Genomic DNA, 17,658 nt, shown 5'->3' on the forward strand with positions numbered 1-17,658 from the left:
TCATGACAAGCGCCCAAATTGCAGGCCCCTCCTTGACGCGTCGCATCCTGCATCGCGTCTTTCCACGAGTTCCCAACTTCTTTGCGCTGCTCGCCGAACAAAGCGCACAGGTCGAAATTGCTGCCGGTCTGCTGGTCGAATACATGGGCTCAGGCAGTTCGGATGTCTCCCGGCGCGTCGTCGATTCGGAACACGAAGGCGACCGTCTCAAGGTCCGCAACCTGACGCTGCTCAACGAAGCCTTCTCGACGCCGATCGACCGCGAAGACCTGCACCGGGCAATCATCAACCTCGACGAGATCATCAACAGCTGCAATACCATTGTCGCCGAGATGGACAGTGACGTTCTCGCGCTGAAGGCCGACAAGTACTGCCTTGAAATGGCGGTGTGTCTGAAGGACGGATCGGAGGCTCTGGCCGCCGGCTACGGCCGCCTGGGCAGCGAACCGACGCTCGGCCGCCTGGACGCCGAGAAGGCCGACAAGGCCGGACGCAATCTGACCCGGACGCATCGCCGCGCGCTGGCCGAACTGTTCAACGACAACGATTTCCACCACATCTTCCGGCGCAAGGAAATCTACAGCCAGTTGGTGCGCGCGGGTGACCGCCTGAACGTCTGCAACAGCACGCTGCTCGACATCGTCGTCAAGCTCTGCTGAGCGCGCAACCGGCACGCGTGTGCCGGTAAACCGGCGCGGCCCAGGCGCCGGAAAGCGAGACGACCCCGGGCGCGCCTGAGGTCAAGTCGGCGAGCGAGACCACACCCGGCAAGGCGGGCGGGGGCGCGACACGCGCCCGCCCGCCTTGGCGCGTCCGGTGAACGCTCGCGAGATCACCCTTGCCTGCATGTCCAGCACGCTCACCTTGCCGGCAGCGGCAGGGAACGCGGCTACGTCTGGCACGCGGTGCAGGCGCGACTTGGCCACGACCAACGAGCCATCCTATCGCCGACCTCGTTCGACAAGCGCTGCCGGGCATTCCCTGCCGCGCCGTCCGGCGCACAACACTGCTGGCAAGATCGTTGGCCCGGCCTTGGCCGCGTCTGTACAAGGATCAACGACCCCACGGCTGCCTCCCCCCGCGTGAGCGCTATCCTTCGCCGGTGGCCCGAACTGATGCCCCGGCGAGAGATGCTCGTCCGCTGCCCGCTTCTCAGGCGCGCTTGCGCTCGCGTTCGCGCGCTTTTTCGCGCGCCTTGCGCCGGCCGGCATCGATTTCCGACGGACGATAGACGAGGACAGGAATGCTCGAATGGGTGAGCACACGATAAATTTCGCTACCCAGCAATAGCGACGAGAGGCTGCCACGACCGTGCTTCGACATGAAGATCAGATCGCACTCCTGGCTTTCCGCTACGTCGATGATCGCCTCCCAGGGACTGTCATTGGGCACCGACAGCGCATTGCATTCGACCCCGGCGTCCTTGCACAGCTTCTTGATGAAGCCGAGGTATTCCTTCGACTTGCCCTCGGAATTGTTGACCAGGCGGTCGAGTGCCGCCGGCTGAACGAGGTCCCCGTAATTGTCCATCTGCCCGACCGGCCGGGCGTACAGTGCTGTCAGCCTGGCTCTGGCGGCCTTGGCAAAAGCGACTGCACGCTCGGCGGTATCTCGCGACAACTGGCTGCCGTCGGTGGGCAGCAGGATATGTTGGAACATACTCTTTTTCTCCTCCGGATTGGCGCTTCAAGCAGCGCTCTGGCGCCACCGATGATACCTCAACTGGCCGCCAAAATCACTCCTGCAGCGCCAGCAACTCCTTGTCGGCGTAGCGTAAACGAAGCGCCAGAACCTTTGCCACCGCCTCCACGATCTGCACCGCCAAGCGCTTGTGCTCTTCGCGCAGCCGCTCGAACTGCTCGCGTCGGAGCACGAAAAGCTCAGTCTCCTCGATCGCCGTGGCATCGTTCAGCCGCGTCATCTGCGAGAGGAAAGCCATCCCGCCGAAAAAGTCGCCACGGCCGTAAGTCAGTGTGTGATAGCGGCTGCTGCCGCCCGCCATTGGCAGCGTGATGCGGACGGCGCCCTTGCGGATCAGGTAGAGTTCGTTCCCCGGGTCGCCAAACGAGTAGACCTTTTCCTCCTTCGCCAGCGAGCGCCGATCAAGGCACTCGACCAGGTCGATCAGCGTTTCCTCCTTGCGGTCCTTGAAGATCTCGAGGTCGTACACCTCGAGCGCCGGCAGATCGGCCGACTGGACCTGGCTCTCGCCGAGAATCTGATCCTCGATCCACTCGACGGCGTCGTCCAGGCCGGCGAAGACCTTGACATGCTCGGTCGTCGTCGTCAGTTCCATCTGATCGAAGAACTCGGCGATGTTGCGCCCGTTGGGCAGGCTCTGCGGCAGGCTGCTGAAAACGAGGTAGGCGTCGCGTGCGCTGAGCGAGTCCCGGATCTGGCTCAACAGGTGCACCGCGGTGACGTCTACCGACTGCACGCGCCGCAGGTCGAGAACGACGTACTTGCGCTGGCGCAGTTCCGGTTCCAGCGCCTTGTAGAGCTGATCCTTGGTGCCGAAGAACAGACTTCCCTGAAGTTCGAGAATCACTGTCTGGCCACCGTTCTGCTCCAGCGTTTCCATGTGCTGGCGCAGGCGAACGCGCTTCGAGAAACGGCTGCCGCCGTCAATCTTGCTGCGAATCACCGTGCTGCTCAACTGTTCGCGAATGAACAGGAACATCGCCAACGCCACGCCGACCGCCGAGGCGGCGATCAGGCTGTAGCCGACGGCCACCGCAACGACCGCAACGATGACGATGAAGTCGAGCATCGTCCACGGCGATTCGAGCAAGTGCAGGCTGTGCCGGTCGATCATGCGGAAGCCGACGACGATCAGAATGCCGGCCAGCGCACCAACCGGAATCCAGGCGATGAACGATCCCAAGGCCAGAAAGGCGATCAGCGCCAGAACGCCCTCGACCACTCCGGAAGCGCGCGTCTGTCCGCCACTGGCGAGGTTGACCAGGGTCGCCCCCATCTGTCCGGCGCCGGGCATTCCACCGGCACACGCCGAGGCGACGTTGCCCAGACCCTGCGCGATCAGCTCGCGGTTGGAATCGTGGCGACCACGCGTCAGCGCGTCGAGCACGACGGCGGTTTTCAGCGTGTCGATCGAGAGCAGGACAGCAAGCGTGAATGCGGTGCCGAGCAGGCTGCCGATCTGACTCAGCTTGAGTTCGCCGATCTCCTGCCAGCGGCCGGTAATCGCATCCAGCATGCTCGCTGCGGTACCGCCGAGCGGACCGATGATCAGCTTGTTTCCCTCCATGACGAGCAGCGCCTGGTCGGTCGAGGCGATGCCGAAATAGGTCACGATCCCGCCCAGCAAGCCGAGAATCGCCGCCGGGACGACACGCGTGACCAGCGGCGCGATGATCATCACCGCCGCGGTCACCGCGCCGACCAGCGCGCTTTCCCAGCGCCAGAGCTCGGGCGAGATCAAGGCACGCCACCATGTGGTGCCGCTCGCCACACCGAGAAACTTGGGAATCTGGCTCCCAATGATGATCAGTCCGACACCGGTCAGATAGCCGCTCACGACCGGAAACGGGATGTATTTGATCAGGCTGCCGATACCCATGAAACCAAGCATCAACTGGACCAGCCCGGAGACCAGACCGAGTGCGGTGAGCATCAGCACGATCGACGCCGGCGCCACTCCGCCATGCACGAGCTCGATGGCAAAAGCGGAAAGAACCGCAGCAGCCGGCGCGCAGGGCGCCGTAATCAGCCGGTTGGTGCCGCCCAGGGCGGGCGAGACCAGTCCCAGTGCCGTTGCGCCGAGGATTCCCGCCAGTGCGCCAAGGCCGGCGTAGGCCGGTCCGATGGCAGCGTAAATCGTGACGCCAAAAGCAATCGCCGAGGGCAGCGCGACGAGCATCGCCGCCGTGCCTCCCCAAAAATCGCCGACCAGCTTGTCGTTCCTGAACTTGATCGCCAGTTCCACGGCCAGATATCCTCCTCGCTGAAAGCCAACCGGGCCCAGGCTTGTTCACCTGGGCCCGGTGTAAATCAATACGCGGCAATCAATGCGCGGCGTACGCCGTGCCCCGCGAATACATCGCCGCAGGCACGAGGTCCTCATGAAGTCTCCGGCGAAGCTCGCGCTCGATGTCTTCGGCGCAGTCGGCGACGCTGTCGATTTCCTCGACGACCTGAGCCAGCGGCAGCTTGGCTTCGAGCGACAACTCCTCGTCGGCGAAGATTGTCCGCAGCAGTTGCATCGACACGCGATCCGCCTGGCTCTCATACCAGCTGACGGCGTTCGCCGTATCGCCCGGTGCCCAGGCGCTGCCACGCAGCAACACGGGCCGGCAGGTGTCGACCAGCGCGTCGACCGCCGCGCAGACCTGATCGGTCAGTTCCTGCAGCATCGGCACCATGTGTTCCGGCACTCGCCGCTCGTGGCCGGTAAATCCCGATTCGATGGCAAAACCGGTCACCTGCCGGCGCATCTCGCGCAGCACGCGCAGCACACCACACAGAACAGGCGCGCTGCCGCCAAGCAGCGGAACGAGCATCGGGCTGAGCTTCTCACGCACTTCCATCTGGTCTACCGCATCCTCGATCGCGCGCAAACGCTCGGCAAAGCGTCTCGCCTGGCGCCAGCCGTTGCCGTCCGGTCCACCGCGCAGATGGTTGATCACGGCTTCGCGAAAAATGGCCGTAAGCTCGCCGATCGCCTCGATATGCCTCGTCAGATCCCGTTCGATCAGTGTCGCGGCTACGGGTGTCTCTACCGCTTCGAATAGTGCTTCCATTGTCTTTATCCTAAGTTGGGGGGTCGATCAGACCGCGAGCGGGCTGGCGCCGGATGGGCTCGTGGCGATTGGGGAAAGGTCGAGCTGCGCGCTGGCCGTGCGCTTCCACGGCGCAACCTGCTGGCGGAAGGCGTCGAGCATGCAGCCGAGTTCGGGCAGCAGCGCTTCGCTCTGCTGTTCGAGCCAGCAGCACAGGTCGCCGCGCTGATCATCGGGCAGCGCCTCATCGATCAACTGCACGGCAACCGACAAATCATTCAGGCGACCGAGCACCTCTTGCAGCTCGCTCGCGGCCAGGTGGTATTGGCGCAACGCTTCGCCGGAGAACAGCGGGGCGAAGAACTCGAGCGCGTAGCGCAGGCGCTTGTAGGCGACGCGCAGACGGTGGCGCGCGGCGGCGTCGCCGTCCATCGCTTCGGCCGCCAGCCGGCGTACCTGCTTCGCCCGCTTTTGCAGGCAGCGCGGCGCAAAATCGGCCAGGCGCTGCTCCGTATCCTCGGGCAGATCGAGCAGTCTGGCCGGGAAGTCGAGGAGCAGACGCGAGTAATCCAGCGAACTCAGGGCCTGGCGCGCCGCCTGCCGGTGCATCGCGCAGCGCCGCTGCGCATAGTCGGCGAGCCGGGCAACCTCGGGACTGGCTGGAAAGCGGTCGATGATCGTCGGCAGCGTTTCCGAATTGAACACGTCCCAGTTGCGCGTATCGCCAAGCCGAGCCGCCAGCGCCTGCCAGAGCGGGTCAAAGTCGGCGACGAAATCGGCCGGCAGCAGCGGCTTCCAGACTCTGATCGCCGAGCGCAGGCGGCGAATTGCGACGCGCGCCTGGTGCACGAACTCCGGGCTGTCGCTTTCGCGCACGCCCTGCTCGTTGCTTTGCAGGTGGCGCAGGCAGGCCAGGGCGATCGTGCGGAAACCGCTGATCGTCGACATCCGGCCATCGGTGGCGATCGGCAGCGCTTTCACCGCCTGACGCGGCGCATCGACGCACGCCTGATAACCGCGCTGGATCATGTTCGCCGCTTCCGGATGCAAGCGCAGCTCGGTCTGCAATTTCCCGGCGGTCGAGAAGAGGTCGGCGACCCCACCGGCAACGAGGTCGAGTTCGACCTCGCAGATCGGCTGGCGGCGGCCGGCAGCTTCAATCCAGCCACGGTCGAGCGACAATTCGATGCGCACGCCGTCGCGCGGTTCGAGCAGCCAGGCGCTGCGCGTGAAACTGGTGGTGAACGCGGGCTGCAACTCGTCGCGCAGCGATTCCAGCCACGCGCGCAGGGACTCGTCTTCGACATGCGAGAAGTCGAGTTCGCCGGGCTCGGAAGCGGCTTCCCACTCGGCTGTCTTCGCCTGCCGATGCAGCGGCCGGCCGCAACGACGAACCGACGACAGCCACTCCGAACCGCTCTTGCGATACCCGACGACAACGCGTTCGCGACGCAGTCGCTGGTCGGGCGTGTCGAAGTACGTGCTGACGACGCGCTGACGCGTCGGTGCGGCTTCGCTCAGCAGCGAATGCTTGGCCAGCCGTCCGGCGACGCCCGGCGTCAGCGAAAGATTGAGTTCGTGGTCGAGATTCATGTTCATCGAGGGCCTCCTATGAGTCCTGCCCGGCGCTACGGCCGGTCCAGACTGACCCCGGTCGGGCCGACTTCGGTAGAAACCGGTCATCGGGAGTCAGGCTGCTGTGTACTCGTGGTTTAGCACAAAGCGTGCCACCCTAAAGCGGAGGGAAAGCTGGCTGAAAAATCAATGCCGCGGCGCAGCATGCGCGCCCGTGCGAGGCGCGTGGACGGGTGTAACAAAATGGACAGCACAGCCCGGTCGAAAACCTCGACGAAGGGGCTGAAAACTTTCAGATCAGTGACTTGGCGCGATATCCAGAGCGTTGACAAGATGCCGCAACGTTACACCCTGGACTGCGCCAGGGCCCGCACTGCCCAGTCTGACTGCAACAACGCTGCCCGAACGGAGCCGCGGGCGCCGCAACTCAGGCGCCGGCGTCGGCGTCCGCGCCACGCAGCGCCTGCGCCTCCGCGCGGTCGACTTCGAGGGCAGCGGCAAGGCTCGCCTTGATCGTCTGCAGGAGTTCGCACAAGTGCGCCTGCTGCTCTGGCGCCAGTCCGTGCAGCATTTCGTTGCGACTGCGCAGGACGACCGTCTCGACTTCCACCAGCAGGTGGCGCGCCTGCTCGGTCAGATGGATTCCCCAGACACGCCGGTCGCCAGCAATCGGACGGCGCTCGATCCAGCCGCTCTTCTCGACCTGATCGATCAGCCGGCCGGCGGTCGACTTCTCGATCTCGAGGCGGGCCGATATCTGCGACTGCGACAAGCCTTCCTGTTGCGACAGGATGGCCAGCACCGCCCATTGCGCACGTGTCAGGCCGAGCGGCTGCAGTCTTCGGTCGACCAGCTTGCGCAACAGGCGCGCCGATTCGGTCAGGAGAAAGCCCGCGCCACGCTGGGAGTCATTGATGATCATCGATGCGGCCTCAGTGACGAGCAAGAGATTGACGCCCGCTGGCGCCGTAACTGGCCGGCGATTATCCCAGTTTCACCCGTACGCGGCGAGCACCCCGGCGGCCAGCGCAAGCCGCCGGAAGCGGTGCACAGGCGCCCCCGTGGGCGCGTGCGGCGGCAGCCCGGGAAGCCCGCCGCCGGCACGACGCCGCTTCCGCCAACTCGGCCCGCACAGTTCGTAAGCTTGCTTATATTTGCTTGACTGCCTTTACCGGCGGCTGGTAGCATGTCGGCCGAGAACAGTCCCGGCCGCTGGCGTACGCGTACAGCACGCGCCGCGAGCTCCCACCGACCAATAGAGACCAACCGATGAAATATCTGCCCGAAGTGTTTCTCGCCAATGCCCGCTGGGCCAAGGACATGCGCACCACCGACCCCGGCTTCTTTGCCGGACTGGCCGGCCTGCAGGACCCCGACTACCTGTGGATAGGATGCTCGGACAGCCGCGTGCCAGCCAACCAGATCACCGGCATGAAGCCGGGCGAGGTCTTCGTGCATCGCAACATCGCCAACGTCGTCGTACATACCGACCTCAACTGCCTGTCGGTAATGCAATACGCGATCGATGTGCTCAAGGTCGGCCACATCATCGTCTGCGGTCACTACGGCTGCGGCGGCGTGCGCGCCGCGCTCGAAGGCGCAGCGCTGGGGCTGATCGACAACTGGCTGCGCCACATCCAGGATGTCCGCGACCGGCACGCCGACTTCCTCGCCGCGCTGCCCGACAGCACGGCGCGCTGGCGCGCCCTGTGCGAACTGAACGTGCTTGATCAGGTGCGCAATGTCGCGCGCACGACGCTGGTTGGCGATGCCTGGAAGCGCCAGCAGCCGCTGCTCCTGCACGCCTGGATCTACGGTCTGGAAGACGGCCTGCTGCAGGACCTGCAGGGCTCGCTCAGCCGTGACGACGACGTCGATGAAGTGCTCGCGCAGGCAATAGCCAGACTGCACGCGCGTTATCTGAACACCTGAGCGCCGAACAGCGCGCCGCAGTTTCCACCGGCGGGCAGGCTGGCGCCAGCCAACGAACGAAGGACACCCTCGAATGCCGACGAGAATCTACCTGGTGCGCCACGGCGCCACCGATCTCACCACCGACGACTACTTCGCCGGTTCCTCCGACGTGCCGCTTTCCGACGAAGGCTGCCGCCAGGTCGCACGCCTGGCCGAGCGGCTGAAACGCGAGACTTTCGCCGCCGTCTATGCCAGCCCGCTCAAGCGCACGCTGGAAACCGCGCATACGCTGGCGCAGCCGCACGCCTTGGCGCCGATCACCGAACCGGCGCTGCGCGAGATCGACTACGGCCACTGGGAGGGGCTGCCGCGCGCCCTGGTCGAGACGCGCTTCCCAGCCGAATACGCCCGCTGGCAAAACGATCCCCTGGTCGTCGCGCCGCAGGGCGGAGAATCCGGCGTCAACGTACTCAACCGCCTGTTGCCGGCCATCCGCGCCATCGTCGAACGACATCGCCAACGCACAGTCCTGGTCGTCTCGCACAAGGGAAGCAACCGGCTGCTGATCAGCAGCCTGCTCGGCCTGGACCCGCGCGGCTATCGCGAGCGCCTGGAACAAAGCCCGGCCGCCCTGAACATCATCGAGTTCGCGCCCGAACGGCACGCGCGCTTGTGCCTGCTGAACGACATCGCGCATTATTCCGCCGTAGCAGCCACCAGCCTCCCGCACACCTGAGCCTCCGCCGCGCTGAAGCGGCGCTCGGACAAGGCCGCCGCACCGCGCGTGCGACTGAGACTGCGCCGACCCGGTGGCCGCGCGCCGCGCCAGAGCCCACCAAGCTCGCCATCCCTTGCGGACCACCGGCTGAAGAGACTCGCTCAGCGAAGCAGAGATCCGTCGGCCCACTGCATCCCTGCTACCCAAACGTAGCCCGCACCTTGACGCACTGCTCTGGCATAATTGACCAATGTCAAGTGTGCGCGAGCAAGCGTCCTGCCGGGCGCTGGTCATGCAGACCCCTTGGAAACAAATGAAATACCAGGATGAATACGGACACCCTGAAGGAAGCCATTCGGCGGGAACTGCCGGCCTTATTGCGGGCTGATCCGGACTTGCGCTCCTTTATCCTCGAACTGACCCGCGGAGAATACGCCGACCGGGCAGAAACGCATGATCGATTCCACGAAATCCTGGCTGAGCTGAGGCATGACCGGGAGGAGCAGAGTCGCAAATGGGACGCGATTCATGCCCAACTGAAGGCTGAGCGGGAAGAGCAGAATCGCCGGTGGGACGAACAACGCGACAAGTGGGACGCGAACCAGCAGGAACTGCGGCGGCTACACGAAGAAATCATGGCCCAGGCGAAGAAGGTTGATCGCTCCATCGGCGCGCTGGGCGCACGCTGGGGCAGCCAGTCCGAGAAAGCGTTCCGCGACGCGCTGGCGGGAATTCTCGAGCAGAGCTTCGGCGTGCGTGTGATCAACGTTAACGAGTACGACGACCAGGGCGAGGTGTTCGGACGGCCTGATCAGGTCGAGCTCGATGTCATCATCAGGAATGGCTTGTTGGTAATCTGCGAACTCAAATCGTCGATCGACAAGGCTGGGATGTACAGTTTCGAGCGCAAGGCACGCTTCTACGAGCGGCGGCACCAGCGCACGGCAAATCGCCTGATCGTCATTTCCCCGATGATCGATGCGCGGGCGTACAAGCTGGCGGAGTCGTTGGGGATCGAAACCTATGGTGATTCGATCGAAGTCGAGGCTTTGTAAGCGCGCGCCGGCAAACCGGCTTGAATTGGCAAGCGAAGCGCCGGGAAAACAGGATCGCGAACATGCTCGGTCATTCCATTCCTGGCCCGGCATGCCGCCCGCCGGCGATTTGCCGCCGACCTCACCCCCTCGCTGACCCGCACTGCGCGGGGTTCAGCGCGGCCGGGATGGCCAGTCCTGCATCCTTGTCAACCCGACTACCAGTGCCATCTCGGGTGGCTGAGCCGAGTGCCAGAGTGCACCGCCGAACCAGCCGCACGGCAACGCGCTGATGCGCGACACGCAGAGCCTGTCGTCGGCCGCCTGATGCAGCGCAATCAGCGAGTGCGGCTGCCGTCCAGGCCATGGCGAAATCGCTCGCCAAACCCGACGTAAAGTTCCGCACACATCATCCCGATAAGTAGGAACGTAGGGCGCAACAAGAACTTGAACCTCGCTTGCCGCTCTGGCCGCAGGGCGGGATCAGGAGGACGGATCGACGGCGCTGGCCCGACTTGCCGCCTGCTTGATGGCGTGACTACCTTGATCCGGCGCCAGGTGAACGTCCCGCCCCGGCCGACCTCGCGCGTTCGGCAACGAGGAGCGCCCTTGATGGCTGCCGAAATGTCGCACAGAACAAAGACTGATGAGTTGAACAAGCCTACCCTGGACGAGCTTCCGGGGCGCTCGTCCGACGCACCGCGCCGCCAAGCACCACCCGTTGAACTAAGATGAACTGATGAAAACTGGATCCATCGCCGTCCTCCGTGCGCTCTTGCTGCTCGCCGCCATGTTGCTCGTCACACTGGTTTTGCGCAGTTCGCCTGCCCTCGCCGCCGACACCCGCCCGCCAGTACAGGTCGGCTTCGACGGAGCCTTCGGCGCGACCGGCACGATCACCTCGGAAGCCATCAAGTACGGCCTCGACATGGCGATCGACGAGATCAACGCGGCCGGCGGCGTGCTCGGCGGGCGGCGCATCGAACTCGTGGTCAAGGATAACCGCGCCAACCCGGCGCGCGGCAAAGCCAACATGCAGGACTTTGCTGCGATGCCCGAGGTGGTGGCCGTCTTCGGCGGCGCCTTCAGCACGGTCATGCTCGAATCGCTAGGCGTAGCGCACGAAGCCAGGATCAATCTGCTGTTGCCCTGGTCATCGGCCGACGAACTGATCGCCAACGGCCGCCAGCCCAACTATGCCTTCCGCATCGGCATTCACGACGACCTCTCGGCCCTCGCCATGCTGAGCCGAGCGCGCGAACACGGTTACAAGCGAATCGGCCTGATGGTCGCCAACAGTGGCTGGGGCCGCAGCAACATGAGCGCCTTCGAGCGCCATCTGAAGAAGATGCCCGACATGAAGGTGGTCGGCATCGACTGGCACAATGCCGGCACGACCGGCCTGATCGACAAGTACGACCGTCTGCAGCAGGCTGGCGCGCAGGCGATCATCCTCGTGATGACCGGCCGGGAACTCGGGCCGCTGTTGCGCGAGATCGGCGAGCACCTGGCGGTCAATGGCGCGCCGCCGGTTCTCCCACTCCTGGCGCACGGCGGCGGCGTCGTTGGCTGGCGTCTGTTCGACGCCCACAGCGCCGTGCTCAAACGCATCGATCTGTGCGCCGCGCAGAGCTTCAGCCTCTTCCGCCTCCCGCCGAGCAAAGCCGAAGCGATCGTCGCCAAAGCGCGCAAGGCCTACGGCATCGACCTCTACAAGGACTACGACGGCCCAGTCGGTTTCGCCAACGCGTACGACCTGATGCACATTCTGGCCCGCGCCATCGACCTCGCCGGCAGCGCCGAACGCAGCAAGGTGCGCGACGCGCTGGAGAACGTGCGCAACTACGATGGCCTGATGCGCCGCTACGCGCGCCCCTTCGAGCCCGGACGCCATGAGGCCGCCAGCCTGGCGCAGATCGTGTTCACCCGCTTCCGCGCCGATGGCGTGCTGGTGCCGGCGGACGGCGCCGGCGCATCGCGCCATCCGCCGCTGTCCAGGCCGCGATGACACTCGTCCCGCGCACGGCGCTGGCCGTTGCCACGATCACCATCGCGCTGTTGATCGTGGTCGGCCTGGTGTCGTTCGTCGCCATGCGCGACAAGACCACCGAACTGCTGCTGCGCGCCGAGATCGATACCGCGCAGCTTGCCGCGGTGCGCCTCGAAGAGCGCCTGCGGCGCCTGCACGATACCGCCGAATCGGTGGCGACCAACCCGATCGTCACCAACGCGCTGCTCGACAGCGCCGGTCGCGAAGCCTACCTGCTGCCGCTCTTGCGCGCCTCGGTCCCGGCCGACACGAAAAACGCGGTGATCGCACTGACCGACTTCTCGGGCCAGATCGTACACAGCTCGGCACGGCTCGCCCAACAGCCCTCCGAAGAGCGCGCCTGGCTCGCCTCGGTGATCGACAGCGGCCGCGCTGCCGCCCGCCTGCGCCTGCGCCCGAACGCGCCGCCGGGAAGTGCCACGCCAGGCCGGCCGGCCGGGCTGGTGCTCGCCTGGCCGGTCGTTTTTCCGCCGACGCAGGCGGTGGAAGGCGTGGCCGTCGTCGACGTGCCGATCGAGGACATCCTGATCAGCCGGGTAGCCACCCGCCAGATCGAGATCGTGCAGGACGCCGAAGCCGGACAGGCGGAAAGCGTGCTCTTGCGCGCCGATCAGATCCTCGTGCCGCTGCGCCTCAGCGCGCCGCTGAATGTCCTCGAGCTGGCGGTGCGCACGCGCGTCGACCGCGGCGCGATCGACGAGGCGATCAGCGCGCTGCAGATCCGCTACCTCTGGCTCGGTGTCGCGCTCACCGGGCTGACCGCCGTCGCCAGCGCATTGGCTGCACGCCGCCTGCTGCGCCCCTTGCGCAGGCTCGCCCAGGCCACCCGGCGAGTGGTCACTGCCGCGTCCTATGAGCGGCGTTTCGACAGCGGCGGCAGCGGCGAGATCGCGGCCCTCGACGAGGCCTTCAACGCCATGATGGAGCGCCTGCAGCAGGCCGCCGAACGCGAGCGCGCGACACAGGAAAAGCGCTTCCGGACCGTTGTCAACAGCGTGCCCGACGCCATCGTCACGCTCGATGGCGCGGGCCACATCGAAAGCTTCAGCCCGGCCGCCGAGCGCATCTTCGGCAGCCGCGCCGACACCTGGATCGGCCAACCGGTGCTCGGTCTGGTCGCCGAAAACGACCGCGCCGCGCTGGCCATGCGGCTTCAGAACGAAATGGGTGAATCCGGCGCCACCGGCGAGATCCGTGGCCGCCGCAGCAACGGCAACGTCTTCCCGATGGACTACTCGGTCAGCGCCATCGAACTGGAAGGCGAGCGCCACTTCGCCGCAACCTTCCGCGACATCACCGCGCGCAAGGACGCCGAGGCGGCGCTACGCCGACTGAACCAGGAACTCGAACTGCGCGTCGCCGAGCGCACCGCCGAACTCTCCGCCGCCAAGGAACTGGCCGAGGCGGCGAACAAGGCAAAAAGCGTCTTCCTGGCCAACATGAGCCACGAGCTGCGCACGCCGCTCAACGCCATCATCGGCTTTGCCGAACTGATGCGGCGCGACGCGCGCAGCGGTCGCGCGGCGCTCACGCCCAGCCATTGCGAACGGCTCGACGCCATCCATCACGGCGGCGAGCACCTGCTCGCGCTGATCAACGAAGTGCTCGACCTGTCCAAGATCGAAGCCGGCAAGGCAAGCTGCAACCTGGACGACTGCGATCTCGACGCGCTGCTGATCGCCGTGCACGAACTCTTCCGCCAGCGCGCGACGCAGAAAGCTCTCGCGCTCGACGTCGTGCGCCACGACGATACGCCGCGCTACGTGCGTACCGACACGGCCAAGCTGCGCCAGGTCCTCATCAACCTGCTCGGCAATGCCGTGAAATTCACCGAGCGCGGCCACGTCGCACTCTCCGTCAGCCGTGCGCCGGACCCACCGCAGCCACCACAACCGCTGAAAGCAGCCGATGCACCGAACGCGGCGGGACCCCCGGCAGCGCCGGCCGAAGCGGCAGCGGCCAACCCGTTAGCCGGCGCCTGGCGTTGCCGGCTACGCTTCACCGTCGTCGACAGCGGCCCGGGAATCGCGCCCGACGAGTGCCAACACATCTTCCAGGCCTTCGCACAAACGCACTCCGGGATGCTCGCGCAGGAAGGCACCGGGCTGGGGCTGGCGATCAGTCGGCAGTACGTCCGCCTGCTCGGCGGCGACATCACGCTCGACAGCGAACCCGGCCGGGGCAGCCGCTTCTCCTTCGATCTCGACCTGGAAGCCGGTGCCGACGCAGGCTCAGCGCACGGCCGGCGCGTCATCGTCGGGCTGGCGGCCGGACAGCAAGCCCCGCGGATACTCGTCGTGGACGATCACCAGTCGAACCGCACGCTGCTCGTCCAGTTGCTCGCGCCGCTCGGCTTCGCGGTCGAGGCCGCCGCCGACGGCGAGCAAGCACTGCGCTGCTGGCGCGAATGGCAGCCCGACCTGATCTGGCTCGACATCCAGATGCCCGGCCTCGACGGACACGCGGTGACGCGCCAGATACGCGCCGCGGAGGGCGAGCGGCGCACGATCATCCTGGCGATCACCGCCTGCGCCTTCGACGGACAACGCGAAGAGATCCTGGCTGCCGGCTGCGACGGCTTCCTCAGCAAGCCCTTCGTTCCCGACGAACTGCTCGAAGTGATGGCACAGCATCTGGGCATCGCCTACGTGTACGCCGAGGGCGGCGCACCCGCACGGCCAGCCTCGGTGACCTCGACGAGCTCGCTGACGCCCGCCACCCGCCTTTTCGACCTGCCAGCAGAGTTGAAGGAAAGCCTGCGCGACGCCGTCCTCTGTCTCGACACACAGCGCACCGCCGAAATCATCGAGTCGATCGCCGCGCTCGATTCCGAACTGACCGCCTGGCTGGCGCGCGAAGCGCAGGAAATGCGCTACGAGCACTTGCTCGACTGGTGCGAACGAGCCCTCCAAGCAACGCCGGCTGCATGCTCGCTCCTCGTCCCGAAAGCGCCCGGACTGCCGTCATCCGCCGAGGACAGCGGCGAGCAGAGCCAAGCGTAGTCGACAGCCGGCTCAGGACTGGCAAGCGCCTGCGCACCACGCGCCCAGGCGCGCTCTCGCGGGGCCACTGGCCAGGCCACATCTTAGGTTCGTGGCCATCGAGGAGTGGGCGAAGGAGAAAGTGGAGTGGCTGCGGAAATACTTGAAGCTTGAGTCGGGTATTCCGTGTCATGACACCTTCGGACGGGTCTTCGCAGCGACTGCTCCGGACGAGTCTGGTGCGGCGTTCCTGCGCTGGGTGGGCCAGGTCGTACCGCCGTTGGCGCAAGGGAAGGTCGTCGCGATCGATGGTAAGACGAAGCCGTCGATCCGGCAAAGTGGAGGTCACGCCCTTACATCTGGTCAGCGCGTCTGCCGCTCAAGCGGGGTTGGTCCTGGGACAGCGCGCGGCCGCCGCGAAGTCGAACGAGAAGACCGCCATTCCTGAATTATTGGTGAGCTTGGCCCTGGAAGGCTGCATCGTCACAATCGACGCCATGGGCACTCAGCCAAACATTGCGCAAGTCATGCGCGACCGCGGTGCCGACCATATCCTGCCAGTCAAGGACAAGCCAGGCCGCCCGCCGGCCTGGCGCGGTGCGCGCCGCGCCAGGCCGCCTTGCCGTTCTCAGTCGCGCCCGATGTCCGGCTTGCGCCGGAAAGCGAGGCGGCTGGCGGCCGCCCGGCTCAGCGTCAGGAGCAGCAGGCCACCTAGCGCGAGGGGCAGCGAAGCGGGTTCGGGTACCGTCGCTAGGGCAAGCCGACCGATTTGCCGATGGGCGGTAGCCGATGGATGCAGGTCGTCGGAAAAGGCGGAGACGCTGCAGTTGTTGCCGGCGGTGGAACCGGGAACGAAGTAGAAGCCTGGCGCCACCGGGTTGATGCACGGCGTATCGACGTTGCTGATGCCGTAGGTGGCGCCGCCGTTCGTACGCGCGTCGTTGACCATCGCTTCGTTCAAGCCGTAAAGATCCATCAGCTTGATGTCGAGGTCGATCCCGAAGCTGGTGTTGAACAAGGCATCGACGCCCGCTGCCTTGCTGGCCAGGGCGGCGTTGAAATCCAGGGTCACCTCGGTCGACGCGGCTTTCTTGCCAGCGCCGCCCGGCGCCCCGTCGAGCGCCGCAGCCTCGGGCGTCTTGCCCAGATCAGGCAGGCTGGAGAGCAGGAAATGGCGTGCCCCGGCCTGCGCAAGCAAGGCCACCGCGGTGCTGATGCCTTGTGCCACGCTGTCCGCCGCCGCGGCGCGCGCCGCGCTGTCGGCCGGCGTCGTTCCGAAGTTCGCGCTGCGCACATCGCGCAAGTCGTTGGCGCCGGCAATGACGACGTACAAGGCATCGCGATCCGCCGCACGGGTGAGCGAGTTGACGAAGGCCGAGCCGTTCCAGGCGACAAGCTGCCCAAGCAGACCGGTCGTCGCTCCCGCGCTGCCACCCAGGCCGGTACGCGCTCCGCCGAATGCATAGTTGCTGCCGACCGCCTCGCCGGGCTGCGCCAGCGAGACGACGCCCGTTGAAGTCAGGATGCGCTGCGTCGCTCGCGCGCTGTCGGCCAGACCGAGTCCCTCAGCCAGATGTTCGGTCCATACCGGCCCGTTCGAGAAGCGCCCAGGCGAGCCTGTAAAGTTTGGAAACAGCGGCGCGCCAACCGCCCTGGTCAATGACAACACGTTTCCGGTGTCGGACAGGCTGTCGCCGAAGAACACGACATCAGTGTAGCCCGCGTGCACTTGACCGGAGAAACCGATGGCGCAAATCAAGGACGCGCCGAGCGCCCGTCTGTACAGTTTGGCAAGCATCTATTGATCTCCTCTGGTTGGGATACCGCCTGCTCCCTGGTCGACCGGCGGCGGTAAGCTGAAGCAAGAAATATTCCGCTCACCTGTGCCGCGGCTAATAGACTACTTTTACACGCTTTCGTTGGCTGTACGCAGGACGCTGGCAAGTTCACGTGTAAAAAATGTCGACAGGTGTGCGCACCTACGCCGACAACGAGTGGCCAGCGCGGACAGCGAGTTTGACACTGCGTTGGCCTAACCTGACCTATACTTGTTCTGACGGCTGTGTTGCGCAGCGGGCGCCCAGCCGTAGAAAGGAAATGAAGCTGCGCGCACGTGGCGGCCAATGGAGATGACCTTGATTTGCGTCGGATGGCGTGGCGCCGCCCGCAAGCTTGCCGGCTTGCCGATCCCTGGAGGCGCTTCGGGCGATCCCCATGGATAGCGTCGTACGGCTCGAAGCACTAGCCGCTTTGCCTTCCGAGCGCGGCTTGCGAGTCGGCGAAAGCGAAGCTTCCGCCGACTCGAAATGGCGCGCCTTGCCGCGCGTTCTGCTGCCGCTTGCCAGTATCGTACTGGGCACCTTCTTCGGCGCAGGTTTCCTGCTCTGGCAGCAGGAACAGGAACACCTGGTCCAGGAGGCGACGGCAAGAGGCGGAGCGGTGCTGCACGAGTTCCGCACCGACGTGGCCAGCCAGGCAGCCGCTCTGAGCATGACGGCCGACACGCTCAGCGCTTCGCGCGAAATACGCAACGGCCTGAGGGCCGGCGACGCGCGCGCCCTGCTGGCGTTCTTACCCTTTCCCACAACCCGACAGCAGACGGTAGCGCTATGGTTTGTTCCTGCAGGAAGAAGGGCACGATGTGCGT

At 65.7% G+C, this 17,658-nt stretch carries 13 protein-coding genes and 1 pseudogene; 8 read left to right on the forward strand and 6 right to left on the reverse strand.

Annotation, left to right across the window (positions count from 1 at the left end; translation table 11 throughout):
- Positions 1-2 precede the first annotated feature (2 nt).
- Entirely contained in the window at positions 3-659 is a 657-nt protein-coding gene (locus RKP46_RS07960; protein ID WP_311106152.1) for a DUF47 family protein, read from the forward strand.
- A 493-nt stretch (positions 660-1,152) separates the two neighbouring features.
- On the opposite strand, the gene RKP46_RS07965 is transcribed toward RKP46_RS07960, so the two are convergent.
- The 5 genes from RKP46_RS07965 to RKP46_RS07985 all read right to left on the reverse strand — a co-directional run bounded on the left by RKP46_RS07965 (position 1,153) and on the right by RKP46_RS07985 (position 7,236).
- The gene (locus RKP46_RS07965; protein ID WP_311106153.1) at positions 1,153-1,659 is read right to left on the reverse strand and encodes a universal stress protein; all 507 of its coding nucleotides are present in this window, start codon (positions 1,657-1,659) and stop codon (positions 1,153-1,155) included.
- A gap of 76 nt (positions 1,660-1,735) precedes the next feature.
- Entirely contained in the window at positions 1,736-3,946 is a 2,211-nt protein-coding gene (locus tag RKP46_RS07970; protein ID WP_311106154.1) for a SulP family inorganic anion transporter, read from the reverse strand.
- A 79-nt stretch (positions 3,947-4,025) separates the two neighbouring features.
- Positions 4,026-4,760 carry a hypothetical protein gene (locus RKP46_RS07975; protein WP_311106155.1) on the reverse strand — a complete coding sequence of 245 codons (735 nt, stop codon included), beginning with the start codon at positions 4,758-4,760 and terminating at the stop codon, positions 4,026-4,028.
- 27 nt (positions 4,761-4,787) lie between these two features.
- The gene (locus RKP46_RS07980; RefSeq protein ID WP_311106156.1) at positions 4,788-6,338 is read right to left on the reverse strand and encodes a CHAD domain-containing protein; all 1,551 of its coding nucleotides are present in this window, start codon (positions 6,336-6,338) and stop codon (positions 4,788-4,790) included.
- A gap of 403 nt (positions 6,339-6,741) precedes the next feature.
- On the reverse strand, positions 6,742-7,236 hold the full coding sequence (locus RKP46_RS07985) for a MarR family transcriptional regulator (protein ID WP_311106157.1): 495 nt from the start codon (positions 7,234-7,236) through the stop codon (positions 6,742-6,744).
- Between the two features lie 347 nt (positions 7,237-7,583).
- Between RKP46_RS07985 and can the strand changes: the two genes are divergently transcribed.
- The 6 genes and pseudogenes from can to RKP46_RS08015 form a co-directional block, all read left to right on the forward strand.
- A complete protein-coding gene (gene can, locus RKP46_RS07990) occupies positions 7,584-8,246 on the forward strand; it encodes a carbonate dehydratase (protein ID WP_311106158.1) in 663 nt (220 codons plus the stop codon).
- A gap of 73 nt (positions 8,247-8,319) precedes the next feature.
- Positions 8,320-8,964, forward strand: coding sequence for a histidine phosphatase family protein (locus RKP46_RS07995; RefSeq protein ID WP_311106159.1), 645 nt, complete (start codon positions 8,320-8,322; stop codon positions 8,962-8,964).
- A 308-nt stretch (positions 8,965-9,272) separates the two neighbouring features.
- On the forward strand, positions 9,273-10,001 hold the full coding sequence (locus RKP46_RS08000; protein ID WP_311106160.1) for a DUF3782 domain-containing protein: 729 nt from the start codon (positions 9,273-9,275) through the stop codon (positions 9,999-10,001).
- A 718-nt stretch (positions 10,002-10,719) separates the two neighbouring features.
- Complete coding sequence (locus tag RKP46_RS08005; RefSeq protein ID WP_311106161.1) at positions 10,720-11,988, forward strand: ABC transporter substrate-binding protein; 1,269 nt, start codon at positions 10,720-10,722, stop codon at positions 11,986-11,988.
- Entirely contained in the window at positions 11,985-15,032 is a 3,048-nt protein-coding gene (locus RKP46_RS08010) for a response regulator (RefSeq protein ID WP_311106162.1), read from the forward strand. The genes RKP46_RS08005 and RKP46_RS08010 overlap by 4 nt, the downstream gene beginning before the upstream one ends.
- An 88-nt stretch (positions 15,033-15,120) precedes the next feature.
- A pseudogene (locus RKP46_RS08015) lies at positions 15,121-15,580 on the forward strand (ISAs1 family transposase); the annotation flags it as partial.
- A 59-nt stretch (positions 15,581-15,639) separates the two neighbouring features.
- On the opposite strand, the gene RKP46_RS08020 reads toward RKP46_RS08015, so the two are convergent.
- A complete protein-coding gene (locus tag RKP46_RS08020; protein ID WP_311106163.1) occupies positions 15,640-16,809 on the reverse strand; it encodes an SGNH/GDSL hydrolase family protein in 1,170 nt (389 codons plus the stop codon).
- A 416-nt stretch (positions 16,810-17,225) separates the two neighbouring features.
- On the opposite strand from RKP46_RS08020, the gene RKP46_RS08025 reads away from it, so the two are divergent.
- A partial coding sequence (locus tag RKP46_RS08025) for a hypothetical protein (protein ID WP_311106164.1) occupies positions 17,226-17,658 on the forward strand: 433 nt, incomplete at its 3' end.

Source organism: Accumulibacter sp., from assembly GCF_031732815.1.
Classification (GTDB): Bacteria; Pseudomonadota; Gammaproteobacteria; order Burkholderiales; family Rhodocyclaceae; genus Accumulibacter.

Coding starts and splice junctions, on each gene's coding strand:
- RKP46_RS08000 (WP_311106160.1), top strand. CDS start 9,273: ATGAATACGGACACCCTGAAGGAAGCCATTCGGCGGGAACTGCCGGCC.
- RKP46_RS08020 (WP_311106163.1), bottom strand. CDS start 16,809: ATGCTTGCCAAACTGTACAGACGGGCGCTCGGCGCGTCCTTGATTTGC.
- RKP46_RS08010 (WP_311106162.1), top strand. CDS start 11,985: ATGACACTCGTCCCGCGCACGGCGCTGGCCGTTGCCACGATCACCATC.
- can (WP_311106158.1), top strand. CDS start 7,584: ATGAAATATCTGCCCGAAGTGTTTCTCGCCAATGCCCGCTGGGCCAAG.
- RKP46_RS07980 (WP_311106156.1), bottom strand. CDS start 6,338: ATGAACATGAATCTCGACCACGAACTCAATCTTTCGCTGACGCCGGGC.
- RKP46_RS07960 (WP_311106152.1), top strand. CDS start 3: ATGACAAGCGCCCAAATTGCAGGCCCCTCCTTGACGCGTCGCATCCTG.
- RKP46_RS07985 (WP_311106157.1), bottom strand. CDS start 7,236: ATGATCATCAATGACTCCCAGCGTGGCGCGGGCTTTCTCCTGACCGAA.
- RKP46_RS07965 (WP_311106153.1), bottom strand. CDS start 1,659: ATGTTCCAACATATCCTGCTGCCCACCGACGGCAGCCAGTTGTCGCGA.
- RKP46_RS07995 (WP_311106159.1), top strand. CDS start 8,320: ATGCCGACGAGAATCTACCTGGTGCGCCACGGCGCCACCGATCTCACC.
- RKP46_RS07975 (WP_311106155.1), bottom strand. CDS start 4,760: ATGGAAGCACTATTCGAAGCGGTAGAGACACCCGTAGCCGCGACACTG.
- RKP46_RS08005 (WP_311106161.1), top strand. CDS start 10,720: ATGAAAACTGGATCCATCGCCGTCCTCCGTGCGCTCTTGCTGCTCGCC.